Source organism: Helicobacter cinaedi PAGU611 (genome assembly GCF_000284635.1).
GTDB lineage: Bacteria > Campylobacterota > Campylobacteria > Campylobacterales > Helicobacteraceae > Helicobacter_C > Helicobacter_C cinaedi.
Genome location: NC_017761.1, coordinates 1,468,079 through 1,491,863 on the forward strand (window position 1 = coordinate 1,468,079; position 23,785 = coordinate 1,491,863).

The window sequence follows — 23,785 nt, forward strand, 5'->3', positions numbered from 1 at the left end:
TTTACACAAAAATATAGAGATAAAAGGGATAAAATGCCACGCGAAAAAGGATTTGAAAATCAAAACTTCAAAAATAAAAAAAACAAAAGTTTAAAAAACAGAATCTTCAAAAACAAAAAACGCCATAAAAATCAAAAAAGTGCTTTGCGGATTCTAAGGGAGCTGACTACAAGGCGAGATAAGATTATTTTGCTTTTTTTATTTATCGCTACTATTATTCTATCTTTGATTGAAACGCTTGGCATTAGTGTGATTATGCCTTTTATCACCTTTGCGAGTAATCCGGATATGATTTTTGCTCACTGGAGTTCAAAGTGGGTATATGACACGCTTGGTTTTGACAGCACATTGCATTTTATGTATGCTTTTAGTGCTTTGCTTTTAGGTTTTTATATCTTTCGTGCGTTGTATAATGCGGCGTATTCCTATGGGCTATCGCGTTTTGCTTTTAGGAAGTTTCACTACTTTGCCTATCGGCTTTTTTGTAAAAGTGTAGAGCTTAGCTATCTTGATTTTAGTCATAAAAAGACGGATAAGATTCGCCAAACCATTGTGAGCGAAGCACAAAATACTTCATTTTATCTTCAAAATCTTTTACAAGTCAGTTCGGAGTTTTTTACCATTTGTCTTATGTATGCACTTTTGCTTATGGTAAGCTGGAAAATGACTTTGGTGCTGACACTTTTGCTAAGTGTGCAGGTGCTGTTTATTATCAAACTGCTTTCACGCAAGATTAAGAAAAAGGGAGAAATTGATGTAGAGACGAGTGCCCAGCTTAATGAGCTTATCACAAAAACTTTTGGGAATTTTAAGTTTATTAAGCTTAAAGGCAATCAAGATGAAGTCTATCACGCATTTGATAAACTCTCACGCAAACGCACCAACGCCACTATTATCGCACAAAGCCTTCTGCCACTTCCGCGTATTATCCTTGAGACTATTGGCTTTGGTGTGCTCATTGCCTGTGTGGCTTATATTTTGTTTCAATACCAAGATGCAAGTGCGGTTATTCCTATTATCTCTATGTATGCCTTGGCGTTATATAGAATCTTACCTGCAGTAACGCGTATCCTTAATAACATTAATATGATGAGCTATCTCACCCATTCGGTATATAGTGTGTATGAAAATCTCACCTACCATACAGAAGATGAATATCAAGAGCCCTGTGCGTTTGTAGATTCTATTAAGTTAGAAAATGTTGATTTTACCTATGTGAGCCATAAGCCGATTCTAAAAGATTTTTCGCTTGAGATTAAGAAGGGAGAGAAAGTCGCATTTGTGGGGCAAAGTGGAGCTGGGAAAAGCACACTTGTAGATATCATCATTGGAATCTACAAACCCCAAAAAGGACATTTGCTCGTAGATAATGTGCCTATTACCAACCACAACCTAAGAGCGTGGCGGAAAAAAATCGGCTATATCCCACAAAGCATTTATCTTTTTGATGGCTCTGTGGCGGAAAATGTCGCTTTTGGCTCTCACTTTGATGAAGAAAAAATCAAAATCGCCTGTCAAAAGGCACAGATTCTAGACTTCTTAAACACCCATAATGGAATCTACACACGCGTAGGAGAGGGTGGAATCTTGCTTAGTGGCGGACAAAAGCAACGCATAGGCATAGCAAGGGCGATTTATGATGACCCTGAAATCCTTGTGCTTGATGAAGCCACCTCCGCCCTTGATAACCAAACAGAAGCTGACATTATGGAGCAAATCTATGATGTGGCGAGTAATAAAACACTCCTTATTATCGCCCACCGCCTAAGCACCATTGAGCGATGTGAGCGTAAGATTGAGCTACAAACAAATAGCAATGGGGGGGGGGCAGTAATGAAAACCTATAAAACCCAAAATACAATAGATCAAGGGATCAAAAATGAAATATTATCTTGATTTTATCCACGCTACTACGATAAAAAAAGCAAAAATTTTTAGCTTTTTAAAATGCGATGAGAATGAGGCTAAGATTTTACAATTTATGGCAAAGGCTTTGCTTCAAGGGGAGAGTGATTTTGTGGTGCATACTTTGCTTTACAAAAGCCTGATTGAAGCAAAGGCAGATTCAAGAATCAAAACAAGTGAAAAAGCCCTAGGCTTTCTGCCCCATATCCGCAATCTTATTGAGCTAGGCTGGATAACACAAAGCTCCTTTTTGCAGCCTAAAATCACAGATATTGCCCTGCTTGAGCTTTATAATGATAATGTCTGTCTTTCCCACGCATTTTTGAAGCTCCTAGAAGATGGTGCGTTAAATGTTGATTTACCAGAAATTACTCCTTATGAAGATCATTTAGAATACTTAAAAGATCGCTTTTCGCATATTGAGCTTTTACACAAAATGAGTGGGCTAAAATTTTCTCAAAAGCTAGATTCTCCCTCACTTTCCCGTGCAAACTATCGCCTAAAGCTTTTAGAAGAAACAATCCAATCACGCCTTCAACTCACAACAAAAGATATAAGCATTATAAAGCTCATCAAAGAACAGCATTTAGAGCCAAAAGAGCAGATTATCTTTTTTGCGTTATTGAAAGAAGAATATAGCAGTAGCGATGAAAACTTGCGTGATATGAATGCCCTGCTTGAGCTTATAAGCCTTGATGAGTATGATAAGATTAAGCATCGCTCCTTGCTTGATGAAAATTCCAATCTCGTGCAAAAGGGCTTAATTGACTATGATGAGCTTTTAAATCCCTTTGGTGGAATCTCACGCACTTTTTTTATCCCTGAAGAGATTTTGCAAAACATTATCCACCCTAATAAAAAGAAAAAGCGGAATAAAATTAGTCTAGATTCTCTTATTAAAAACCAAGATATTTTTGAGCTTGTAGAGCCAAAATATGATATGAATGAGATTATTTTGCACCAAAATACCCGTGAGATTCTCAACAATCTCCTAGCCCAAGTCAATAGCAATGTCGTGCATTTACTGCACCTTTGGGGCATAAGAGATAAGAAAAAGGGCATTGATGCAAAAATTTTGCTCTATGGAGCGCCGGGCTCTGGCAAGACTATTACCGCCCTAGCTCTCGCTAAGAGTCTAAAAAAGCAGGTGTTAAGCTTTGATTGCTCTAAGATTCTATCAATGTATATTGGCGAATCTGAAAAAAATGTCCGCAGGATTTTTGATAGCTACAATGAGATTTGCAAAAGCATTAAAAATGAGCCGATTTTATTGCTTGATGAAGCCGATCAATTCCTTAGCACACGCTCTAGCAGCGGCAATAGTGCAGATAAAATGCATAACCAAATGCAAAATATTTTCTTAGAGCAAATTGAGCGATTTGATGGAATCTTAATTGCCACAACCAATCTTTTAGAAAACTTTGATACCGCCTTTTCACGCCGCTTTAACTACAAAATAGAATTTAAGCGTCCAAATAGGGAGCAAAGAGAAGCCTTGTGGCTTAAGTATCTGCCACAAAATGCGGAGTTTAGCGTAGATTCTAAAGAGAATCTAGCCGCCGCCCTAGCAGAATATGATTTAAGCGGAGGGCAAATCGCCCTTGTGATTAAAAACACCGCCTATAAAGTCGCCACAAAAAAAGAGAGCATTTTCACGCAAGAAGATTTTATCACGCAGATTAAAGCCGAGCTTAGTGGGAATTTTGACAATAACAAACCTATGGGCTTTAGAGCCTAATGCAAGATATTTCAAAGTCCTACCTTGAACGCGTTGTGGGGATTAAGCCTAGGCGTTATGGGCTAAAAAAGCAAAAAACTTTTCTCTATGGAGCAAGTGGAGTGGGGAAAAGCTCTCTGGCATTTTTACATAGTGCAAAATACAAAAAGACGCTTTATATTAATTGTGCGGATTCTCGCATAGATATAGAATCCGCCAATGCCCTTATTTTAAAAAGCTTTTTGGAAAAAAACCTTGAGCTTTTGATTATTGATTCTTATACGCCAAAAATCTCCCTGCCAAATCTTAATCACATTATTCTTATTGCAAATTCCAACGCCCACTGCCCAAAAGATTTTAAGAGTAAGAAAATCCACCCCCTAAGTTTTGAAGAATACATTAGCTTTGATTCTAAAAATCTCTCCATCAATAATCTTTTTAATCTGTTTTTAAAAGAGGGCAATCTGCCTGAGATTCAAACGCTTAATCCAAGCTATAAAATCACGCGTAAGCAAGAGATTTTACAAATATCCCTTAAAAACGACTTTGATATTTTTTGTTCTCTTTTAACAATGCAGGGGCAAAAGCTTACAATTAATCACATCTACACGATTTTGAAAAAAACGCATAAAATTTCAAAAGATAGAATCTACCCTTTGCTGCAGTCCCTAAATGAATCGGGCTTTATTTTTCTTCTCCCTCATCACACAACTTCAAGCAAAAAGCTTTATTTTTTTGACTTTACTTTGCCCTTGTGCGTGCAGATTGAGCGGGATTTTTTAGCGAGTTTGGAAAATATACTTTTGCTTGAACTTATTGCTTTTTGTGAGCGTTATGAGTGTGAAAGCAGTATATATTATGGCGATATTGGGGAGTTTATAAGCCCACTTGGCATTTTTATCTTTCTGCCCTTTAGCACCAAAGAGAGCATAGAATCTAAATTGAAAAAATTTAATTTTCAAGCCTCGCATATTTATGTGATTACGCTTAATTTTGAAGGCAGTGGGAAGCTAAACCTAGCCCACACCACGCTTGAATGGGAGGCGTTAAACTTTATTGACTTTGCCCTTGAGTTTAGCCCACAGGCAAAGCCCTCACACCTTAAGCATTAATGCAAAAAATGCCTTGTATGTGTGAAAAGCATAGCTATGCCATATTCATCACACGCCTCTATCACCTCATCATCACGGATTGACCCGCCCGGCTGGATAATCGCACTCACTCCCATTTTATGTGCCATATCCACGCTATCGCGGAATGGGAAAAACGCTTCACTCGCACACACACAACCCTGCAAATCTAGCCCCATATCCTTTGCCTTAGCAAATGCCGCCCTTGCTGCATCAACACGGCTTGTCATACCCATACCAATGGCTACAAGTGTGGAATCTTTGACATACACGACACAATTTGACTTTGTAAGTGCAGCGATAAGATAGGCAATCTCTAAATCCCTTTGTTGCGTAGAATCTGGGGCTTTTTTAGTTTTTAAGCTAGATTCCATAATCTCTTCTTTTCTCACACAATCGCTATTTTGAAACACAAATCCACCCTGAATATGCTTAAAGTCATATTCATCTTGTGGCAGGGGGGCAGTTTGGATAAAAATTTTCATTCGCTTTTTACTTGCAAACACATCTAACGCCTCTTGCGTGATACCCCTTGCCACAAGCACTTCTATAAACATCTTATTTATCTCTTTAGCAAGCTCTAAGCCCACTTCGCCATTTATAGCCGCCACGCCACCATAGGCACTGATATTATCACATTGCAAAGCCGCCTTATAAGAATCTAAAAGCGTATCTTTTAATGCAAAACCGCAAGGATTGCCGTGCTTGACAATACATACCGCTTTAGAATCTTTCCCAAATGCTGTGGCGATTTTTACCGCGGCATTCATATCTGTAAGATTATTAAAACTCGCCTCGCCCTTTTTTTGCACAAAGTGCTTCTGCCAAAAAGAAGCAAACTCATACAACGCACCGCTTTGGTGTGGATTCTCCCCATAGCGTGTTTGAAAGACCTTCTGCCCCACGATAAATCGCTTTTTCCCAAAGCCCCCATTAAATCGCTCATTCATATAATTTGCAATCGTGCTATCATAACTTGCTGTATGCTCATAAGCTTTAATCATCATCTTTTGTCGCAGCTCAAGCGTATTTTGATTATTTTTTAAAGCTTCTATGATCATTTTATAATCCGCCTTATCAGTTACCACTAGCACACTTGCGTGATTTTTTGCAGCTGAACGCACCATAGCTGGACCGCCAATATCAATGTTTTCAATAATTTCTGCAAAATCCTGCGTCCTTTGTATTGTCTGCTTAAATGGATACAGATTCACACATACAAGATCTATGCTCCCTATGCCCTTTTGTGCTGCGACTTTAACATCATCTTCACATTCTCGGCGATAGAGTATGCCGCCGTGAATCTTGGGGTGCAAAGTTTTCACTCGCCCATCAAATAACTCTTCACTCTGTGTGTATTCCCCCACATCAATGGCTGGCACTTGAGATTCTAATAAAAGCTTCAAAGTCCCACCCGTGCTTAGAATCTTATAGCCCAAAGCTACTAAATCTCTACCAAACTCTACAATGCCCTCTTTATCGCTGACACTTAGTAACGCATACATAATTATCCTTATTTGTAAATTTTGTGTAGTATTGTAGCTATATTTTTTTATAGGGCAATTAAATGACAAGCGACTTCATAGCAAAGCGTTTGCAAAGCAAGGTATTTAAATGACAAGGCGGTTTGAATGATATGTGTCTTTGATATTGAGACAATCCCGGATTTTCATCTTTTAGCAGATGTGTTTGAGCTAGGCTGTTCGCCACTAGAGATTGCTAAAACCGCCCAAAATATGCAGAAAGAAAAAAGCGGAAGTGAGTTTTTGCCTTTATGCTTTCATCGTGTGATCAGCATTAGCAGTGTGATAGGCGATGAGTTTGGGGCTTTTAAAAGAGTAGGGCATTTTGGGAAAAACTTTTTAGAATCTTTAGGATCCAAAGATGCTTTAGATTCTATGGACAAAGATTTTAAACTTGACTTTTTATCAAGTGAGTTTCTAGATGAGCTAGAAAAGACTTTACTCCAAGAATTTTGGCTTTTTTTTAATAAAAATAACCCAAAGCTTGTAAGCTTCAATGGGCGGGGCTTTGATATTCCCACTCTTGCTTTGCGTTCTATGCGGTATAATCTCAATGCGTGGGCGTTATTTGAACAAAATAATCAAGCTTTCAATAAAACAAAATGGGAAAACTACCGCCAACGATATAGTGAGCAGTTTCACACTGATTTATTTGATAGTCTTGGGCAGTTTGGTGCGACACGATCTTTAAATCTCCATAGCCTTTGTAAAATGCTTGATCTTGTTGGCAAATATGATATGAGTGGGGGTGAAGTGTATGAGACTTACCTTGGCGGTGAAAACACCAAAGAAGCAAAGTTATCCGCCCTTGAGACTATCAATCACTACTGCCACAGCGATGTGTTAAACACCTATTGGCTTTATCTTAAGTATGAGCTTTTAAAAGGGGAGCTTTTGCTAGAAGATTATTATCATCTTTTACAAATCCTAAGCGAGAAGCTCCCACAAGATAAGCCCTACTCTGCTATTTTTACCCAAACACTGAAAAAGCACATATCTCAAGCCACCACACACAAAGGCATAGAATGACTACCCCCTACATCACAAAAAATGGCGAAATCATCACTAAAGAAGCCTTGATTAAAGAAATTGAATCTATTCTTAATCTTATCCCAGCCAAATCCCAAACCACGCTCTCCCTAGATGTGATGAACTCACTTGAATGCAGTGATTTAGAATCTATCCGCGACAGTCTTTTGCAAAAGCACAATGCCATTATCACAGAAAACAAAGAATGGCTTTTAGGACTAGCAGATGGATAAAATAGGCATTATTGATTATGGTGTAGGTAATCTTGGCAGTGTGCAAAATGCCTTTAGATTCTGTGCGAATCGCCCACTAGAAACTTTGCATTTACAAGCTTCACAGCTAGAATCCCACGCCACACAATCCCAAAATCTACAATCTTCACTTTTGCACGCTACGCGTCCCTTTTCTCTCCATATAGAATCTAAGCCTGAAAATCTTAAAAAGTATGATAAGCTTTTACTGCCCGGTGTTGGGGCATTTGGTAATGCAATGGAGCAACTACAAAAAACGCATTTGTTGAGTGCAGTTATAGAGTTTGCCAAAAGTGGCAAATATATGCTTGGAATCTGCCTAGGAATGCAGCTACTTTTTGAAAAAAGCTTTGAGTTTGGAGAGTATAAGGGGCTAGGGCTGATTGAAGGCGAGATTGTAGGCTTTAAAAACATCGCTCCTTTAAAAGTCCCGCATATCGGCTGGAATAGCTGCCTTTTTACCCAAAGTGGAGAATCTTCGCCACTATTGCAAGGCATTAACAATGGCAGTTTTTTCTACTTCGTGCATAGCTTCCATATTGCAACGCAGGAAAAGTTTATCTTTGCTAAGTGTGAGTATGGCTATCCATTTGGAGCTATTGTCAATAAAGATAATCTTTTTGGGATTCAGCCCCACCCAGAAAAAAGCCATAATGTCGGTTTGCAGTTGCTAAAAAATTTCATAAATCTACATTGAATTTATATTGAATCCACATTAAAAAAACACAAAATTATCGCAATATTTACTCTTAGATTCTTTTATTGAGTTTTAATAATGGAAAATTTTTATCAAAAAAAGGAGTAGAAAATGATTGATGTAGCAATTATCGGTGGTGGTCCTGCTGGGCTAAGTGCGGGGCTATATGCCACACGCGGTGGATTAAAAAATGTCGTGCTGTTTGAAAAAGGAATGCCCGGCGGGCAAATCACAGGAAGTAGCGAGATAGAAAATTATCCCGGTGTTAAAGAAATAGTCAGTGGTATGGACTTTATGGAGCCTTGGCAGGAGCAATGCTTTCGCTTTGGCTTAAAGCACAAAATGGCTGAAGTCAAGCAAATCACAAAAGAAAATGGAATCTTTAGCATTCATCTAGCCGATAAGAGTACAGAACAAGCAAAGGCTGTGATTTTTGCCGCTGGTGGCAGCCCAAAGAGAGCCAATCTCAAAGGGGAAAATGAGTATTGGGGCAAGGGCATTAGCACTTGTGCGACTTGCGATGGATTTTTCTATAAAGATCAAGAAGTAGTCGTGCTAGGCGGAGGCGATACCGCCCTTGAAGAAGCCATTTATTTAAGTAGAATCTGCTCAAAAGTGCATCTTATCCATAGACGCAATGAGTTTCGTGCCGCCCCTAGCACTATTACTCACGCCAAAAATAATGACAAGATTCACTTCATCACACCTGCGGTGATTGAAGAGATTTTAGGCGATAGCTCGGGTGTGAGCGGTGTGCGTATTAGACATACGGATTCTAATGAAACTGAAGTCATCTCCGTATATGGGCTTTTCATCTTTGTGGGCTATGATGTCAATACCGCAACTTTAAAGCAAGATGATGGCTCAATGCTGTGTGAGTGCGATGAATGGGGAAGTGTGAAAGTTGATTTATCGATGAAAACAAGTGTGGAGGGGCTATTTGCCGCTGGAGATGTAAGGACACAAGCGAGCAAACAGGTTGTGTGTGCTGCTGGAGATGGTGCTACTGCGGCGTTAAGTGCGATTGCGTATTTGGAGCATAAGTGAGTTTGTAGATTTTAGATTCAGACAATCCTAGAATCTATTAGAATCTCACGCTTCACATATCTATAAGCCCATTCGATAAATCATAGCAAAGCCTACAAAAGCGGCATAACTAGCAAATTTTATCATTTGCTAGACACCGCTTATCCCCCAACACTATACTAACAGCTTAGAATCTCAACCACAAAACAACTCAAAAATATTAAACTGACATAAGGTTTCATTATCTGCGTATGCTATACTACGCTTTTTAAATCATCTTAAGGAGAATCTAATGCTAAAAGTAGGCATTTTTGGTGCGACAGGGCGTGTAGGACGACTACTGATTGAAGAGATTCTAAACCACGATAGGCTTAATCTCTCAAGCGTGTATGTGCGAAATGAGTTGCAGTATTCACTCCCTTCTAGCACGATGGTAACAAAAGATTTTAAGATTTTTTTAGAATCTAGCGATGTGATTATTGACTTTAGCTCAGCTTACGCTACTAAAGCCCTGCTAGAAGTAGCCTTGCACTGCCCTACACCACTTGTTATTGGCACAACGGGGCTTGATGATGACACTAAGCATTTGTTAGAGAATGCCTCCACAAAAATGCCGATTTTGTATGCGACAAATATGAGTAAAGGTGTAGCAATGCTAAATAAAATCGCCGCCCTTGTGAGCAGCACACTTAAAGAAAGCGATATAGAAATCTGTGAGATTCACCACAGACACAAAAAAGACGCTCCCTCTGGCACGGCTTTGAGCTTGGCTGAAAGCTGTGCTAAGGCTAGGAATCTTAGCCTTGAAAAAGTCCAAGTGAGTGGGCGTTGCGGAATGATAGGAGAGCGAAAAAAAGATGAAATTGCTGTGATGAGCCTACGCGGTGGCGATGTGGCTGGGCGACATACGATAGGATTCTACCTTGATGGAGAATATTTAGAGCTTACGCATAATGCCACTTCACGCCTTACATTTGCCAAAGGGGCGATTGATATGGCAGAATGGATTGTAAAGCAAAAAAATGGCTTGTATAGCATTCAAGATGCTTTACAATTATAAAAACTTATTAGTTTTGTTGCTATACAATTGCGAATTTTAAAGTGCTAATTTTAAAAGAAAATCAAGGAAATTATACAGATGAAGCATTGGAATGAAGAATGTGCGGTTGTGGGCGTATATAATGTAGAAAATGCAAGTATTTTGAGCTATTATTCACTCTTTGCTATGCAGCACCGCGGACAAGAAGCAAGCGGTATTTCAGCAAGCAATGGTAGCAAAATCACTACAATCAAAAACACCGGACTTGTAACCAAAATCTTCACGGAAAAACGCCTAAGCAAACTGCAAGGTCGCTCAAGCATAGGGCATAATCGCTATTCAACCGCTGGGGAAGATTCCATAAACGACACACAGCCTATTTTTGCTCGCTATGATTTGGGCGAAATGGCAATCGCACATAATGGGAATCTCACAAACGCCAAGCAAGTGCGGCAAATGCTGATTAATGAAGGAGCGATTTTCCAAAGCCACCTTGATACGGAAAATCTTATCCACTTAATCGCAAGAAGCAAAAAGCAAAGTCTCACAGATAGAATCATAGACGCTTTGGGGCGGGTTGATGGGGCATATTGCTTTGTATTCCTTTCACGCACAAAGATGTTTGCTATACGCGATCGCTATGGATTGCGTCCTTTGAGCCTAGGCAAGATTCAGAATCAAGATGGCAGCACGGGCTATATTGTGGCGAGTGAAAGCTGTGCGTTTGACTTGGTTGGAGCGGAGTTTGTAAGGGAGGTTAAGGCGGGGGAAATGCTCATTTTTGATGGGGCATACTCCTTAAGTGATAATCAACCAAAAAGTATTCAAGTCTTTGAGCCAAAAGAACACCCTTGCGTGTTTGAGCATGTGTATTTTGCGCGACCTGATAGTAATGTCTTTGGACATAATGTGTATAAAACTAGGAAGCAAATGGGGATTGAACTCGCAAAAGAGCATAAGATTGAAGCCGATATGGTAATTCCTGTGCCAGATTCTGGCGTGGCAGCCGCACTTGGGTATAGCAAACAAAGTGGCATTGACTTTGAGCTTGGACTTATCCGCAATCACTATGTGGGGCGGACATTTATTGAGCCAACACAACAGCAAAGGGAACTCAAAGTGCGATTGAAGCTTAACCCCATTGCCGAGCTTATCGCTGGTAAGGACATTATCGTTATTGATGATTCTGTGGTAAGGGGGACGACAAGTAAGCAGATTATAAAGATTTTGCGTCAAGCGGGGGCTGGAAAGATTCACTTACTTGTTAGCTCTCCGCCGACTATCTCGCCTTGCTTTTATGGTGTGGATACACCGCATAAGACAGAACTCATTTGTGCGAATAAAAGCATTGAAGAAGTGCGAAAATATATCGGAGCAGATTCTTTAGGATTTTTATCTATTGATGGGCTTATGCGGAGCTTGGGAGATGAGAATAAGCCGATGTGTAAGGCGTGTTTTGATGAAGTGTATATTGATGATTTTACAAATGATTTTAGAAGTGACTTGACAGGGGCAAATCCGTGCGTGTCGTGCTAAGTGTGGGGCGATACTTTAAAAAACGATTTGGCGGGAGGGTTAGAAAAATCCCCATTTCCTTGCAGGGCTTTACTTGTCCAAATATTGATGGCTCTTTGGCAAAGGGTGGGTGCATATATTGTGATAATGAAAGCTTCTCGCCTAGCCTTATTAAGCTTGATAAAATCTCGCAAGTAAAGATGAATTTTTCACTCACTACAAATCCACTGCTCGAAAAACAACTGCATCAGCTTGAAGAGCAATTCTGTTGGCATTCGGAGTTTCATCAAAGAAAATTTGGTGTAGGCAAGTATATGGTGTATTTTCAATCTTATACAAATACCTATGCACCATTTGATACGCTTAAAGCCCTGTATGATAAGGCGTTGAGCTTCCCTAATGTCGTGGGGCTAAGCATAGGCACACGCATAGACTGCGTGGAAGATAGGCTTTTGGAGCTTTTGGGAGAGTATGTCAAAAATGGCAAGGAGATTTGGCTAGAGTATGGGATTCAAAGTGTGTATGATAAGACTTTGGAGCTTACAAACCGTGCTCATAGCATTGCTGGGGCAAAGGAGATGTTTGAAAAAACAAGGGCAAAGGGCGTAAAAGTCTGTGCGCATTTAATCTATGGGTTACCTGAAGAAACCCCGGAGATGATGCTTCACTCGCTTGATTGTGTGTTAGAATGGGGCATTAATGGTATTAAGATTCACCCGCTGTATGTTGTGAATGGCACACGCCTTGCTAAACTCTACAAAGAGGGCAAATATGAACCTATCACAATGGAATGCTTTAGCGATCTTATTGTAGAATCTTTACAGAGAATCCCGGCAGATGTCGTGGTGCAAAGGATTAGTGCGGGGGCACACGATAATACACTTCTTGCACCAAAATGGTGCTTTGATAAAAATATTCAAATGCGTTGTCTCCGCGATAAGCTAAAAGCTGTGGGGATAGAGTATTAGATTCTGCATTGTCTTTCTAGCTTAGAAATGCTTCCGCAGTTTTATTTTTATGCTGTGGGATTTTAGGGTGCAATTTTTAGATTCTAAGAATCTAGCCTAGATTCCAAAATCTTTTAACCATAATAGAATCTACAAATCCCCTAGGATTGAAAAAGTTTTTTCAATCTCACCTTGCCAAACTCCACACCGGGCTGATTGTAAGTGTCTATCTCAAAGATGTTTCCCACGCACGAAGTCAAAAGTTCAAAATACGCTATCAAAATCCCCACACTCTCTTCGCACAATCTCATCACTTCAATACAATCGGTGGCAATGCCCTCATTCTCAATAGTCTGCATTGTAGCTAGGCGTTGATTATGCAGCAAGGTAGCAAAACTTTGATTATTCACAAAATCTGTGGATTCTAAATGTGGAATCTTCACATTTGGAATCCGCGGGATTAAGCTATGAGCGGGATTAAGACTAAGAAAAGTTACGCTTTTATCACGCACACCTTGCACGATGAGTTGTAAAAAAGAGTGTTGATCAATACTGCCAATTAACGCAATAGGCGTTAGTCCAACCTTTTCTCCACTTGCATTAATTTTCCCCAAGCTCTCCCCCCACAGCTGCACATACCACGCATTAAACTGCGTAAAAAGGCTAGAGTAAGAAAAAAGCACATTCATAGGAATCTGCTTTTTTTGCTTAGCGTAAGTCAGGGCTTTGTATAAAATATGCTCTTCTTTTCTTTCAAAAAATCTCTGCGTCATCTTAGCCGCCCCTTGTAATAAAGCCTCTATATCAAAGCCCAAAATCGCCAAAGGCACAAGCCCCACCGCACTTAACACTGAAAATCTCCCGCCCACATTTGGCATAATCTCAAAATGCTTTATATCCACACTTTTTGCCCAAGTTTCAAGCGGTGAAGATGTATCGGTGATGACAAGCAAATGCTTTTTACTCTCCATATTTTCTAACAATCTATATTTTTCAAGCACATATTTAAGGAGAGATGAAGTCTCAATAGTCGTGCCAGATTTTGAAATCACAATAAACAAAGCATTATGCAACGCCACGCCCTGCAAGGCTTTCATAATATGTAAAGGGTCAGTATGCTCCAAAAACACAAGCTTTAATGCTTTTCTACAAGGTAAATGCTCTAACATTCCATCAATGGCTTTTAACCCCAAGGAACTCCCGCCAATACCAATAATCACAAGATAAGATAAAGAATCTAAAAACGATTCATTTTCTTTGACATACACCCTTGCTTCCTGTAACGCATACGATTGAAAAGGCAAGTCATAATAGCCACTTTTTTTGCTTTCTCTCTCTTGTAAGATTCCACTAAACACCCTATCGCACTCGCTTTGCGTATGTGTATGGCTAAAATGTAAAGAAAACTCCACTAGAGAATTTTGACAATTTTGCTTATTTTTCATTTACTTTATTTACCTTTTTTCCATTTTAAGCCAGATTCAGAATCTAGGCTACCGCCGCAAATATTTTACCAAAACCCATTTTCTTTAGAAAACCAGCTGCGGAAGTATCTTTTTGAGGGATTTTAAGAGTTTTGCGAGTGAAAGCAAGGAAGCTACCTTAAGGGTAGTGCCCACAGCTTGAACGAAGCAATCTCTTAAAATCACCACTTGTGCGAAGCACCAGTCCAAACCTACAAAAGAGACGACGCAAGACGACTAGCTGCACACATACACACTCATATCTACAAGTCTGTGCGTATAGCCCATCTCATTATCATACCACGCAAGGACTTTTGCACTCTTGCCAATGGCGATTGTCTTATCTGGCACGATTACCGCACTCGCCTTGCTACCGATAAAATCGCTTGATACACGCATTTCATCATCAACGATAATAAGCCCCTTAAATGCCCCTTCAAAACTCTCGCCACTTTGAGCCTTATAAAATGCTTCATTAATGGAATCTTTACTTGCTTCACTCTTTAGATTCACGCTTAAATCCACTAAGCTCACATCAGGCGTTGGCACACGCACGGCAATGCCATTAAGCTTACCTGTTAAATGGGGCAATACAAGCCCAATAGCCCCTGCAGCACCTGTGCTTGTAGGTATCATAGATAGGGCTGCTGCACGCGCTCGGCGTAAGTCTTTATGCTTGACATCAAGGAGATTTTGATCATTCGTGTAGCTATGGATAGTGCTCATAAGGGCGTTTTCAATGCCAAAAGTAGAATCTAGCACTTTCACAATGGGGGCAAGGCAGTTTGTGGTGCAGGACGCATTTGAAATCACACTTTCATTATTATATTGCGTATGATTGACGCCATAGACAAAAGTTGGCGTGTTATCGGATGGAGCTGAAATTATCACGCGTTTGACATTGCCTTTAATATGTGCTTTTGCTTTATCAAGGGCGTTAAACTTGCCCGTGCATTCAAGCACGGCTACCGCCTCGCCAAAGTTAAGATTCAAAGGGTCTCTATCGCTTAAGACTTTTACATTTTTGCTTTTGCCAATACGAAGAGTGCTTTCATCTAACTTCTCAACATCATAGAATCTATGCACAGAATCATATCGCAGCAAATGCACTAAAGTATCTATGCTAGCTGTGGTATTTATACTCACAAGCTCTACATCATCGCGTTCCCCAATAATCCTAGCCGCACATAGCCCAATGCGTCCCGTGCCATTAATCGCAAGTTTGATTGCCATAGTTCTCTCCTTAAAATATTTCTACCACATCAAGTTTTTGAAAATCTTATAGAATCTTACCCTAAAACCGACAAAAAATACTCATAAACTCTAGTAGGTGGTAATTAGAGGCGTATTCTAGCATAAAAATATGCTTTCACACAGCTTTTAGCTTGATTTATCGCTCAAATGAGTGTAAAATAGCGACTTTTGACTTTCTCCTACTCTTTGTTGTATTTATGCCTTTTGTCCTTGTAGCTCAGCTGGATAGAGCACACGATTCCTAATCGTGAGGCCACGCGTTCGAATCGCGTCGAGGACACCACCCAGCAACAAAAAATATACCACTTAAAGATTCTAAAATCTATAACTTCTAGCTTTCTTTTAGCATTCTTTTAGCGAGTTTTTTTGCCTTACTTAATTCATCATTCCTTACAGAATCTCCATAAATCGCATTGACATATTCTTCATAAGCAAGTTGAGAACTGAAGGCTTTTTGTGTGCTTTGCACCTTTTGATACTCACCATTACTTTGCAATTCATACATCTGCACATTATCATTAAGTTGCATTTTTAGAATTTCCATTAGCCTTTTGCTCATTTGTGTATTAAGGCTAGGGGTAAGAATCTCCACGCGTCTTTCAAGATTCCTTGGCATAATGTCTGCTGAAGCAAAATATACACCCACGCTATCATTCTTAAAATAGTAGATTCTAGCGTGTTCAAGGTATTTACCAATGATAGAAAACACACGGATATTCTCACTCACACCCTTTACTCCCGGACGCAACGCACACACACCACGCACGATAAGATCAATCTTCACTCCCGCCATTGATGCCTTGTATAATGCCGCAATCACATCAACATCAACAAAAGCGTTGCATTTCATAATAATCTGCCCTTCAGCACCTTTTTTGGCTTCATTTTCAATCAATTCTAGAATCTTAGGCTTAATTTGCGTTGGTGCAATCATCAAGCAATCAAGCTTTGTGCGATATGATGAGCCTGTTGAGAGTGAATGAAAAAGCTTTATAGCATCTTTGGCAAAGGCGTTATTGCAAGTCAGCAGCGAAATATCAGTGTAAATCTTAGCCGTGCTTGGATTGTAATTCCCCGTGCTTAGATGCACATACTCCTTAAGCGTATTACCGATTTTCTTAATCACAAGGGCGATTTTGGCGTGCACCTTTAGCCCCGGAACTCCATAAATCACGTGTGCCCCAGCAGATTCTAAAGAATGCGCCCAATGCAGGTTATTCTCTTCATCAAAACGAGCTTTAAGCTCCACAAGTGCGGTAACTTGCTTGTTGTTTTCAGCCGCTTGTATCAGGGCTTTGACAATGGGAGAGTTTTTCCCGACGCGATAAAGCGTCATACGAATGGATAGCACATCAGGGTCTTTTGCCGCACTTTGGATAAAATTCACCACCGGATCAAAGCTTTCATACGGGTGAAAAAGCAAAATATCTTCAGATTCTATGGTAGAGAGCAAATCTACATTACCCTGCAATGGCGGGAGAATCTTGGGGTTAAAAGGCGGAGTTGTAAGATGAGCATATGCCTTACTTCCCACAAGCTCCCACAATCCACTAAGATTGAGCGGAATGTTATAAGCATAAATATCTTTGGGATCAACATTAAGATGAGAGTTAATAAAATGAAGCAGACTATTATCCTTATCTACACCCACTTCAAGGCGGACAACCTCGCCTTTGCGGCGTGTTTTTAGCCCTTCACTCATAATTTCAATAAAGTCATCAGCCTCCTCTTCTTCTATTTCCATATCCGCATTACGCGTGATTCTAAAAGGCACATAGCTTAGAATCTCATAGTCCCCAAATAGCTCACTTGCAAACTCCCCTACAATATCTTCTATGGTAATAAAAACTCCACCTTCAATCTCCACAAAACGCGGTAATAGCCGCGATATTCTAACCATTGCAAACTTCACATTCCCATCTTGCAGACTTTTTAGCCGTAACGCAATAGCAAAGCTAAGATTATTTAAATGCGGAAAAGGATGTGTAGAATCCACCACCACAGGCACAATCACAGGATAGAGATAATGCAGAAAATATTCATACAACTTAGCTTTTTGCTCACTATTGAGTTGTGAAACCTGCTTTATATGCATACCTTCTTTGGCAAGTCCGCTTTGAATCTCCTTAAAAACACTCTCCAGTGTGCGTTTTTCCTTATCAAGATATTCCCGTATGCTTTTAAGCTGCTGCAATGGTGTAAGTTTATCCGCTCCCACTTCTGTAATCCCACTTGCATATAAACGCTTTAATCCTGCCACGCGTATCATATAAAATTCATCTAAATTCGTGCCATAAATAGCCACAAACTTTAGTCGCTCTAAAAGCGGTATATGCGTATTTTTAGCCTCATTTAGTACGCGCGTATTAAACTTAAGCCAAGAAAGCTCCCGATTGAAATACATTTTAGAATCATTGATTGTCATAGCTACTTCCCCCATTAACTTACGCAAATGTTTTGCTCAATATCATAGGACTTGATTGTATCTCATTTTTTATTCTAAATCATTTTTTTTTATTAAAAAGACTTTTGAATCTAGTGTATGTATGGTAAAAATGTTTCAAATTCTACTCATTTTCTAACTCTTTAAGCAAAATCAAACATATTTTTCCTATAATGTCTCTTTGGATTCACAATTTTGGATTCACAAATCACAAAGGAGTTTTGATGAAAAAATATTTACTTTCTTTGCTTTTTGCAGCAGGATTTGGAGCAAATGCGTTTGCAGTGAGTATTGCAGGCTTTGAGATAAGCCCAGAGTTTGGTTTCGCAGCCGGTAAAATCAAAGCAGAAACAAAAGAGGATAGCTCTATTGCCACAGATAGCTATGGAGCGTTTGGTCGTGTGTGGCTTGGGGCATTTGATTTGGTGGTAGCTCCGCAGGTAAAGTATGATTTTAACAAAGGCGATGGAGCTAAGTTTAGAAACCTTCAATATGGTGTATCTGCGGGGTATAACATAGGGCTTATTATTGCGCGACTTACTCCTTATGTAGGTATCAATCACTCAAGCTTTAATGATATTTTTAAAGATACGACTTCATACAACGCAGGATTAAAGTTAAAATTTGATCTTTTGCCTATCTCTTTGGGGCTGCTTTACACTTACCAAAATCCAGAGTTTGAAGCAAGCAAAGCTAATCAAAAAATGCACAATATCCAAGCGCTTATAGGTTTGCATTTCTAGCACTGCAATGTCTTAAGGTTAGAATCTAGCCTTAAGATTCTAGTATTGTTTTGGTAGAACTTTTTTTGGAGCTTTCTATGGCTTTAGATTCTAGACAACTCATCAAATTTTTACAAGAACACGATGAACTTACTATTATTGACACACCGCTTGATATTTACCTTGAAATCCCCCAACTTGCTTATATTGAAGTAAAAAAGCTAGATTCTAAAGCCTTGCTTTTTACGCGACCTATTTGCAAAAAAAGTGGCAAGGAGTTTGATATTCCTGTACTTATGAATGTCTTTGGCTCACATAAAAGACTTGATCTTCTTATCAATAAACCCATTCCAAAAATCGCTCATAGCCTACAAAATCTTTTACATCTTAGCCCACCCAAAGGTATCAAGCAGATATTCCACAAGCTTAAAGAGCTGTATGCCATGCGTTCTGTCTTTCCAAAATACATCAAAAAAAGGGGGCAATGCCAAGAGATTATTAAAACACAGAATCTTAATCTCTTTGACCTGCCTATCCTTACCACTTGGGAGCGTGATGGCGGAGCGTTTATCACGATGGGGCAAGTTTATACGCAAAATCTTAATGGCACACAAAAAAATCTCGGTATGTATCGTTTGCAAGTCTATGATGAAACACATTTAGGATTGCATTGGCAGATTCACAAAGATTCACAGCATTTCTTTCACGAGTATAAAAAAGCACATAAAAAAATGCCTGTGAGCATTGCACTTGGGGGTGATCCATTGTATATTTGGTGCGGACAGGCTCCATTGCCTTTGGGAATCTTTGAGCTTATGCTTTATGGCTTTATCCGCGAGAAAAAGCCTGTGCTTTGCCCCTGTATCACAAATCCACTTTTTGTGCCTTATGATGTGGATATTGTCATTGAAGGTTGGGTAGATACGACACAAATGCGAGATGAAGGACCTTTTGGCGACCACACAGGATTCTACACGCCTATTGAGCCTTACCCCGTGCTTGAAGTCTCCGCTATCACTATGCGAAAAAAGCCTATTTTTCCAGCCACAATTGTTGGTAAGCCTCCGCTTGAAGATAAATATATGGGCTATCTCACAGAAAGAGTATTTTTGCCCCTATTGCAAACCACTGCTCAAGGTTTGATTGATTATCATATGCCAGAAAATGGCATCTTCCACAATCTCATTTTTGCAAAAATTAAGCCTGAATATCCCTCACATAGTAAGCAGATTATGCATGCATTTTGGGGTGTGGGGCAGATGAGCTTTGTCAAACACGCCATTTTTACTGATGAAAATGTAGGCGATTTAGCTGATTATGAAACCTTTGGCACATATATTTTACATAGATTCTCTCCGCAGAATCTGCTGATTACAGAAGGCATTTGCGATGCACTTGATCACTCTAGCCCAGATTTTGCCCACGGCGGCAAACTTGGCGTAGAAGCTATCACACCTGTGGAAAAGCCTGATTTTTGTGCTTTAAGCGATGAGGTGCTTTTGAAGCGTATCACAGCGATTTTTTCACAAGCCGTGGGGCTAAAGCAGTATTTTATCCATACGCCTAACCCCATTTGCATTATCAGCGTGGATAAAAAAAGCAATCTCTTAAATGCCGTAAAAGAAAAAATGCAGGCATTTGAAAATTTACACAATCATTTGAGTATTGTCATTTTTGTAGATTCTCATAAAAATAAGCTTGACAATCCTTATATGCTGACTTGGCGGATTGTGAACAATATTGATGCTAAACGCGATATACTTGTTACACAGAATCTTGTGTTTGTTGATGCGAGTGATAAAGGTAAGTTGGAAGGGCATTTGCGAGAGTGGCCCCTTGATACAAACTGCAATGCAGAGGTGATTGAGAGTTTGCGACAAAAAGGGCTACTACAAGGTATTGATGAAGCATTTTTAGAGCGATTTGGAATCTTATATTAAAATAAGCTTAAGTTAATATTTTTTTAAGCTAATCTAACCTATAATGCCAATTCTCAATTTTGATTATACTTTCAAGGAAATACGATGGAATTGACAAAAATAGCAACACAAAATGACATTAATCGTCAGTGGGTTGTGCTTGATGCCAAAGACAAGGTGTTTGGTCGTCTCATCACTGAGGTGGCAACACTTTTGCGTGGTAAGCACAAACCTTGCTTTACACCACATATTGATTGTGGAGATTTTGTAGTGATTATCAACGCTACTGAAGCAAAATTTACAGGAATGAAGCTTGAAGATAAGGAATATTTCACGCATTCTGGCTACTTTGGAAGCACAAAAAGTAAGACTTTGCAAGAAATGCTAGAAAAACATCCAGAAAAGCTCTATCATCTCGCAGTGCGTGGAATGCTCCCAAAAAATAAGCTTGGACGAGCTATGCTTAAAAAGCTCAAGGTATATCGTGGTAGCGAACATCCACACAGCGCACAAGTTTCTAAAAGCTCAAAATAAGGGAATACTATGGCAAAAGTTTATGCAACAGGAAAAAGAAAAACAGCAATCGCAAAAGTTTGGTTGAGTGCTGGAAGCGGGAAACTCACCATCAATGGACAAAGTCTCAATGAGTGGCTTGGCGGACACGAGGCGATTAAAATGAAAGTTATGCAGCCCTTGCTTTTAACAAAGCAAGAAAAGTCTGTGGATATTCACGCCGTTACTTTGGGTGGTGGTTATTCCGCACAGGCAGAAGCATTGCGACACGGAATCTCAAAAGCACTTAACAACTATGATATTGCTTTTAGAGCAATTCTTAAGCCAAAGGGACTTCTCACAAGAGATTCACGCGTTGTTGAGCGTAAAAAATATGGTAAAAGAAAGGCACGCAGAAGCCCACAATTCTCAAAAAGGTAGGATTATTGTGGAAATTCTCTCTCGAAGTTTTGGCGAGTATCAAACAAATTGTTATATTTGCAAACTCCCACAGGGAGAAATTGTTGTTGATGCGGGGATTGGTGCGACACAATGGGTGATTGAAAATTGTCCTAATCCTCTTGCTTTTCTCAATACTCACGGACATTTTGATCATATTTGGAGCAATGCCGAGCTAAAGGCTCATTTTGTAAATGTGCCGCTTATTTGCCCGGAACTTGATGTATTTATGCTAGAATCCGATTGTTTTAATCTAGGTGTAACGCCAAGTATTCCGGATATTCTCACGGAGTGCAAAAAAGATTCACAAAAACTTCAATTCAATAATGTGGAAGTGCTTTTTTCTCATTTTCCCGGACATACGCCGGGCTGTTCTATCATTGAGATTGAAAATGAAATTTTTAGCGGTGATTTTATCTTTTATCGCTCCATTGGACGATATGATTTTCCCTACTCAAACGCAACTGACATGAAAGATTCACTTACCCGCTTTTCACAACTCTCCTGCACTCAAAATAAGACTATTCACCCCGGACACGGCATTGTAACAACGCTTATAGATGAGCAGCATAATGCTAAACTTTGGATTAAACATATAGAATATGAAGTGTAGAATGCGAAATGGACTAGGAATGTTTTTTGCTTTTTTATCTCAAATTTAGACAGGAGAGGTGCTTATGGATTTAACGACCGTTTTAGGGCTCATTGGGGCTGTTACAAGCCTCTCAATAGGGGACTTTTTGGAGGGGGGTAACCCTCTGCATCTCATTCACATCAGCTCACTTATTATCATTATCCCAACGGCTGGTTGTGCGGCAATGTCTAGCACCCACCCAACACATGTAAAAGGTGCATTAAAGGAGCTAAAAATTGTCTTTGGTGCAAGTAAAGTCAATCTCAATGAGACCATACGCACCATTGTGGAACTCTCAACTCTTGCAAGAAAAGATGGCGTTCTCTCGCTTGAAGGTAAAGCTGCTCAAATTGAAGATGACTTCTTGCGACAAGCACTTTCAATGATTATTGATGGGCGGGACGCTCACGCCGTGCGTGAAGATATGGAAGTGCAAATAGAATCTTTAGAAGAGTATTATCACGGCTCGGCACACTACTGGGTAACCTATGCGGAGACTTGCCCTACTATGGGGCTTGTAGGGGCGGTTATGGGGCTTATGCTCGCACTTCAACTTCTTGATGATCCAAAAGCAATGGCAGCTGGTATTGCTGGAGCATTTACCGCAACGGTTACGGGGATTTTCTGTGCGTATGCACTCTTTGGTCCGTGGGGACACAAAATGATAGCAAAAAGCAAAGATATTATTAGGGAGCGTATGGTTGTATTAGAAGGCGTTGTGGGTATTGCCAATGGTGATAACCCACGCAACCTTGAAGAAAAACTACTTGGCTTTATACCACCGGGTGAGCCTAAAATCTCACAATTTGAGTAGGCAAAGATATTATGGCAAAAAAGAAAAAATGCCCTGAGTGTCCAGCTGGTGAGAAGTGGGCTGTTCCTTATGCGGACTTTCTCTCTTTGCTTTTGGCACTTTTTATTGCCTTATGGGCTATTTCTTCCACAGGCTCTGCAGATTCAGAAGCACTTAAAACTGAATTTGTGAAGATTTTTGACTTTACGCTCACCTCACCACTTCCTTCAAATCAAGATGATATCAATGATAGTGAAGTAGAAAATGAGAGTGGGGCTATCAGCCAAACTTCTTCGGTTACCACAGCTGAGATTCAACAAATGGCAGAAGAAGGCGGGATCTTAGAGCAAATGGAAATGGGGTTGTCTTTGCGATTGCCCTCAAATCTCTTTTTTGAATCTGGAAGTGCAGAAATCAACAATAGCGATGTATATCTATACCTTCAGCGTATGACGGCTATTATCAAAAAACTGCCCGATTATGTTAAAATTGATGTGCGAGGCTATACCGATAATGCTTCGTTACCTATTGGCTCAAGATACAAGGATAATTATGAGCTTTCTTCAGCACGCTCTCTTGCTGTAATGAAAAATCTTATCAAAAATGGAATCTCACCTGAACGCATTTCTTTTTCTGGCTATGGGGAACATCAGGCAGTCGCTCCAAATGATAGCACTATTAATCGTGCCAAAAATAATCGTGTTGAGATATTTTTCTTTGTGGATCAAAAAGATGTTCCTGCAACACAATCTATTCTAGAAGAAACCTTACAAAACTCGCGGTAGTGGGGTAATTCACAACAAAAAATAAAAAGAGTTTTAAAAAAT

General features: G+C 39.8%; 21 protein-coding genes and 1 tRNA gene. 18 read left to right on the top strand and 4 right to left on the bottom strand.

What is annotated here, in order from left to right:
- Positions 1-33 precede the first annotated feature (33 nt).
- Genes HCN_RS07445 through HCN_RS07455 form a run of 3 tightly spaced genes read left to right on the top strand, consistent with a single transcriptional unit; the run spans position 34 to position 4,734 of the window.
- Positions 34-1,896, top strand: coding sequence for an ABC transporter ATP-binding protein/permease (locus HCN_RS07445; RefSeq protein ID WP_014667121.1), 1,863 nt, complete (start codon positions 34-36; stop codon positions 1,894-1,896).
- A complete protein-coding gene (locus tag HCN_RS07450) occupies positions 1,880-3,643 on the top strand; it encodes an ATP-binding protein (protein WP_014667122.1) in 1,764 nt (587 codons plus the stop codon). Before HCN_RS07445 ends, HCN_RS07450 begins: the two co-directional genes overlap by 17 nt.
- Positions 3,643-4,734: an ATP-binding protein gene (locus tag HCN_RS07455; protein WP_014667123.1), complete on the top strand. Its 1,092-nt coding sequence runs from the start codon at positions 3,643-3,645 to the stop codon at positions 4,732-4,734. The genes HCN_RS07450 and HCN_RS07455 overlap by 1 nt, the downstream gene beginning before the upstream one ends.
- Here the strand turns inward: HCN_RS07455 and purH are convergent.
- The gene (purH, locus tag HCN_RS07460; protein ID WP_002955386.1) at positions 4,731-6,257 is read right to left on the bottom strand and encodes a bifunctional phosphoribosylaminoimidazolecarboxamide formyltransferase/IMP cyclohydrolase; all 1,527 of its coding nucleotides are present in this window, start codon (positions 6,255-6,257) and stop codon (positions 4,731-4,733) included. The genes HCN_RS07455 and purH overlap by 4 nt on opposite strands.
- 126 nt (positions 6,258-6,383) lie before the next feature.
- On the opposite strand from purH, the gene HCN_RS07465 reads away from it, so the two are divergent.
- The 7 genes from HCN_RS07465 to HCN_RS07495 all read left to right on the top strand — a co-directional run bounded on the left by HCN_RS07465 (position 6,384) and on the right by HCN_RS07495 (position 12,800).
- The gene (locus HCN_RS07465; RefSeq protein WP_014667124.1) at positions 6,384-7,304 is read left to right on the top strand and encodes a 3'-5' exonuclease; all 921 of its coding nucleotides are present in this window, start codon (positions 6,384-6,386) and stop codon (positions 7,302-7,304) included.
- A complete protein-coding gene (locus HCN_RS07470) occupies positions 7,301-7,537 on the top strand; it encodes a hypothetical protein (protein ID WP_002955388.1) in 237 nt (78 codons plus the stop codon). Before HCN_RS07465 ends, HCN_RS07470 begins: the two co-directional genes overlap by 4 nt.
- On the top strand, positions 7,530-8,252 hold the full coding sequence (hisH, locus tag HCN_RS07475; protein WP_014667125.1) for an imidazole glycerol phosphate synthase subunit HisH: 723 nt from the start codon (positions 7,530-7,532) through the stop codon (positions 8,250-8,252). Before HCN_RS07470 ends, hisH begins: the two co-directional genes overlap by 8 nt.
- A gap of 111 nt (positions 8,253-8,363) precedes the next feature.
- Positions 8,364-9,299, top strand: coding sequence for a thioredoxin-disulfide reductase (trxB, locus tag HCN_RS07480; protein ID WP_002955390.1), 936 nt, complete (start codon positions 8,364-8,366; stop codon positions 9,297-9,299).
- Positions 9,300-9,570: 271 nt separating this feature from the next.
- Complete coding sequence (gene dapB / locus HCN_RS07485; RefSeq protein WP_002955391.1) at positions 9,571-10,338, top strand: 4-hydroxy-tetrahydrodipicolinate reductase; 768 nt, start codon at positions 9,571-9,573, stop codon at positions 10,336-10,338.
- Positions 10,339-10,416: 78 nt separating this feature from the next.
- Positions 10,417-11,853, top strand: a complete 1,437-nt coding sequence (gene purF / locus HCN_RS07490; RefSeq protein ID WP_002955392.1) for an amidophosphoribosyltransferase — start codon at positions 10,417-10,419, stop codon at positions 11,851-11,853.
- Positions 11,838-12,800 carry a TIGR01212 family radical SAM protein gene (locus tag HCN_RS07495; RefSeq protein WP_014667126.1) on the top strand — a complete coding sequence of 321 codons (963 nt, stop codon included), beginning with the start codon at positions 11,838-11,840 and terminating at the stop codon, positions 12,798-12,800. The genes purF and HCN_RS07495 overlap by 16 nt, the downstream gene beginning before the upstream one ends.
- A 140-nt stretch (positions 12,801-12,940) precedes the next feature.
- Here HCN_RS07495 and HCN_RS07500 read toward each other — a convergent pair whose 3' ends face one another.
- Both HCN_RS07500 and gap read right to left on the bottom strand, forming a co-directional pair.
- On the bottom strand, positions 12,941-14,224 hold the full coding sequence (locus HCN_RS07500) for a glucose-6-phosphate isomerase (protein WP_014667127.1): 1,284 nt from the start codon (positions 14,222-14,224) through the stop codon (positions 12,941-12,943).
- 255 nt (positions 14,225-14,479) lie between these two features.
- Positions 14,480-15,475, bottom strand: coding sequence for a type I glyceraldehyde-3-phosphate dehydrogenase (gap, locus tag HCN_RS07505; RefSeq protein WP_014667128.1), 996 nt, complete (start codon positions 15,473-15,475; stop codon positions 14,480-14,482).
- 227 nt (positions 15,476-15,702) lie between these two features.
- Between gap and HCN_RS07510 the strand changes: the two genes are divergently transcribed.
- Positions 15,703-15,779 (top strand) — tRNA-Arg (locus HCN_RS07510).
- A 48-nt stretch (positions 15,780-15,827) separates the two neighbouring features.
- On the opposite strand, the gene HCN_RS07515 is transcribed toward HCN_RS07510, so the two are convergent.
- A complete protein-coding gene (locus HCN_RS07515; RefSeq protein ID WP_002955397.1) occupies positions 15,828-17,921 on the bottom strand; it encodes an RNA degradosome polyphosphate kinase in 2,094 nt (697 codons plus the stop codon).
- 242 nt (positions 17,922-18,163) lie between these two features.
- Here HCN_RS07515 and HCN_RS07520 point away from each other — a divergent pair, with 242 nt between their 5' ends.
- The 7 genes from HCN_RS07520 (at position 18,164) to motB (ending at position 23,743) form a co-directional block, all read left to right on the top strand.
- Complete coding sequence (locus HCN_RS07520; protein WP_002955398.1) at positions 18,164-18,682, top strand: hypothetical protein; 519 nt, start codon at positions 18,164-18,166, stop codon at positions 18,680-18,682.
- 77 nt (positions 18,683-18,759) lie between these two features.
- A complete protein-coding gene (locus tag HCN_RS07525; protein WP_014667129.1) occupies positions 18,760-20,601 on the top strand; it encodes a menaquinone biosynthesis decarboxylase in 1,842 nt (613 codons plus the stop codon).
- 84 nt (positions 20,602-20,685) lie between these two features.
- A complete protein-coding gene (rplM, locus tag HCN_RS07530) occupies positions 20,686-21,114 on the top strand; it encodes a 50S ribosomal protein L13 (RefSeq protein ID WP_002955400.1) in 429 nt (142 codons plus the stop codon).
- A 9-nt stretch (positions 21,115-21,123) separates the two neighbouring features.
- Positions 21,124-21,513: a 30S ribosomal protein S9 gene (rpsI, locus tag HCN_RS07535; RefSeq protein ID WP_002955401.1), complete on the top strand. Its 390-nt coding sequence runs from the start codon at positions 21,124-21,126 to the stop codon at positions 21,511-21,513.
- A 7-nt stretch (positions 21,514-21,520) separates the two neighbouring features.
- The gene (locus HCN_RS07540; protein WP_014667130.1) at positions 21,521-22,144 is read left to right on the top strand and encodes an MBL fold metallo-hydrolase; all 624 of its coding nucleotides are present in this window, start codon (positions 21,521-21,523) and stop codon (positions 22,142-22,144) included.
- 64 nt (positions 22,145-22,208) lie between these two features.
- Positions 22,209-22,979 (top strand): flagellar motor stator protein MotA, encoded by a 771-nt coding sequence (gene motA, locus HCN_RS07545; protein ID WP_014667131.1) that lies wholly within the window; start codon positions 22,209-22,211, stop codon positions 22,977-22,979.
- Positions 22,980-22,990: 11 nt separating this feature from the next.
- Positions 22,991-23,743 (top strand): flagellar motor protein MotB, encoded by a 753-nt coding sequence (gene motB, locus HCN_RS07550; RefSeq protein WP_002955404.1) that lies wholly within the window; start codon positions 22,991-22,993, stop codon positions 23,741-23,743.
- Positions 23,744-23,785 lie beyond the last annotated feature (42 nt).

Coding starts and splice junctions, on each gene's coding strand:
- motB (WP_002955404.1), top strand. CDS start 22,991: ATGGCAAAAAAGAAAAAATGCCCTGAGTGTCCAGCTGGTGAGAAGTGG.
- motA (WP_014667131.1), top strand. CDS start 22,209: ATGGATTTAACGACCGTTTTAGGGCTCATTGGGGCTGTTACAAGCCTC.
- rplM (WP_002955400.1), top strand. CDS start 20,686: ATGGAATTGACAAAAATAGCAACACAAAATGACATTAATCGTCAGTGG.
- HCN_RS07520 (WP_002955398.1), top strand. CDS start 18,164: ATGAAAAAATATTTACTTTCTTTGCTTTTTGCAGCAGGATTTGGAGCA.
- HCN_RS07515 (WP_002955397.1), bottom strand. CDS start 17,921: ATGACAATCAATGATTCTAAAATGTATTTCAATCGGGAGCTTTCTTGG.
- HCN_RS07470 (WP_002955388.1), top strand. CDS start 7,301: ATGACTACCCCCTACATCACAAAAAATGGCGAAATCATCACTAAAGAA.
- rpsI (WP_002955401.1), top strand. CDS start 21,124: ATGGCAAAAGTTTATGCAACAGGAAAAAGAAAAACAGCAATCGCAAAA.
- HCN_RS07525 (WP_014667129.1), top strand. CDS start 18,760: ATGGCTTTAGATTCTAGACAACTCATCAAATTTTTACAAGAACACGAT.
- trxB (WP_002955390.1), top strand. CDS start 8,364: ATGATTGATGTAGCAATTATCGGTGGTGGTCCTGCTGGGCTAAGTGCG.
- HCN_RS07465 (WP_014667124.1), top strand. CDS start 6,384: ATGATATGTGTCTTTGATATTGAGACAATCCCGGATTTTCATCTTTTA.
- hisH (WP_014667125.1), top strand. CDS start 7,530: ATGGATAAAATAGGCATTATTGATTATGGTGTAGGTAATCTTGGCAGT.
- HCN_RS07450 (WP_014667122.1), top strand. CDS start 1,880: ATGAAATATTATCTTGATTTTATCCACGCTACTACGATAAAAAAAGCA.
- HCN_RS07455 (WP_014667123.1), top strand. CDS start 3,643: ATGCAAGATATTTCAAAGTCCTACCTTGAACGCGTTGTGGGGATTAAG.
- HCN_RS07445 (WP_014667121.1), top strand. CDS start 34: ATGCCACGCGAAAAAGGATTTGAAAATCAAAACTTCAAAAATAAAAAA.
- HCN_RS07500 (WP_014667127.1), bottom strand. CDS start 14,224: ATGAAAAATAAGCAAAATTGTCAAAATTCTCTAGTGGAGTTTTCTTTA.
- purH (WP_002955386.1), bottom strand. CDS start 6,257: ATGTATGCGTTACTAAGTGTCAGCGATAAAGAGGGCATTGTAGAGTTT.
- purF (WP_002955392.1), top strand. CDS start 10,417: ATGAAGCATTGGAATGAAGAATGTGCGGTTGTGGGCGTATATAATGTA.
- gap (WP_014667128.1), bottom strand. CDS start 15,475: ATGGCAATCAAACTTGCGATTAATGGCACGGGACGCATTGGGCTATGT.
- dapB (WP_002955391.1), top strand. CDS start 9,571: ATGCTAAAAGTAGGCATTTTTGGTGCGACAGGGCGTGTAGGACGACTA.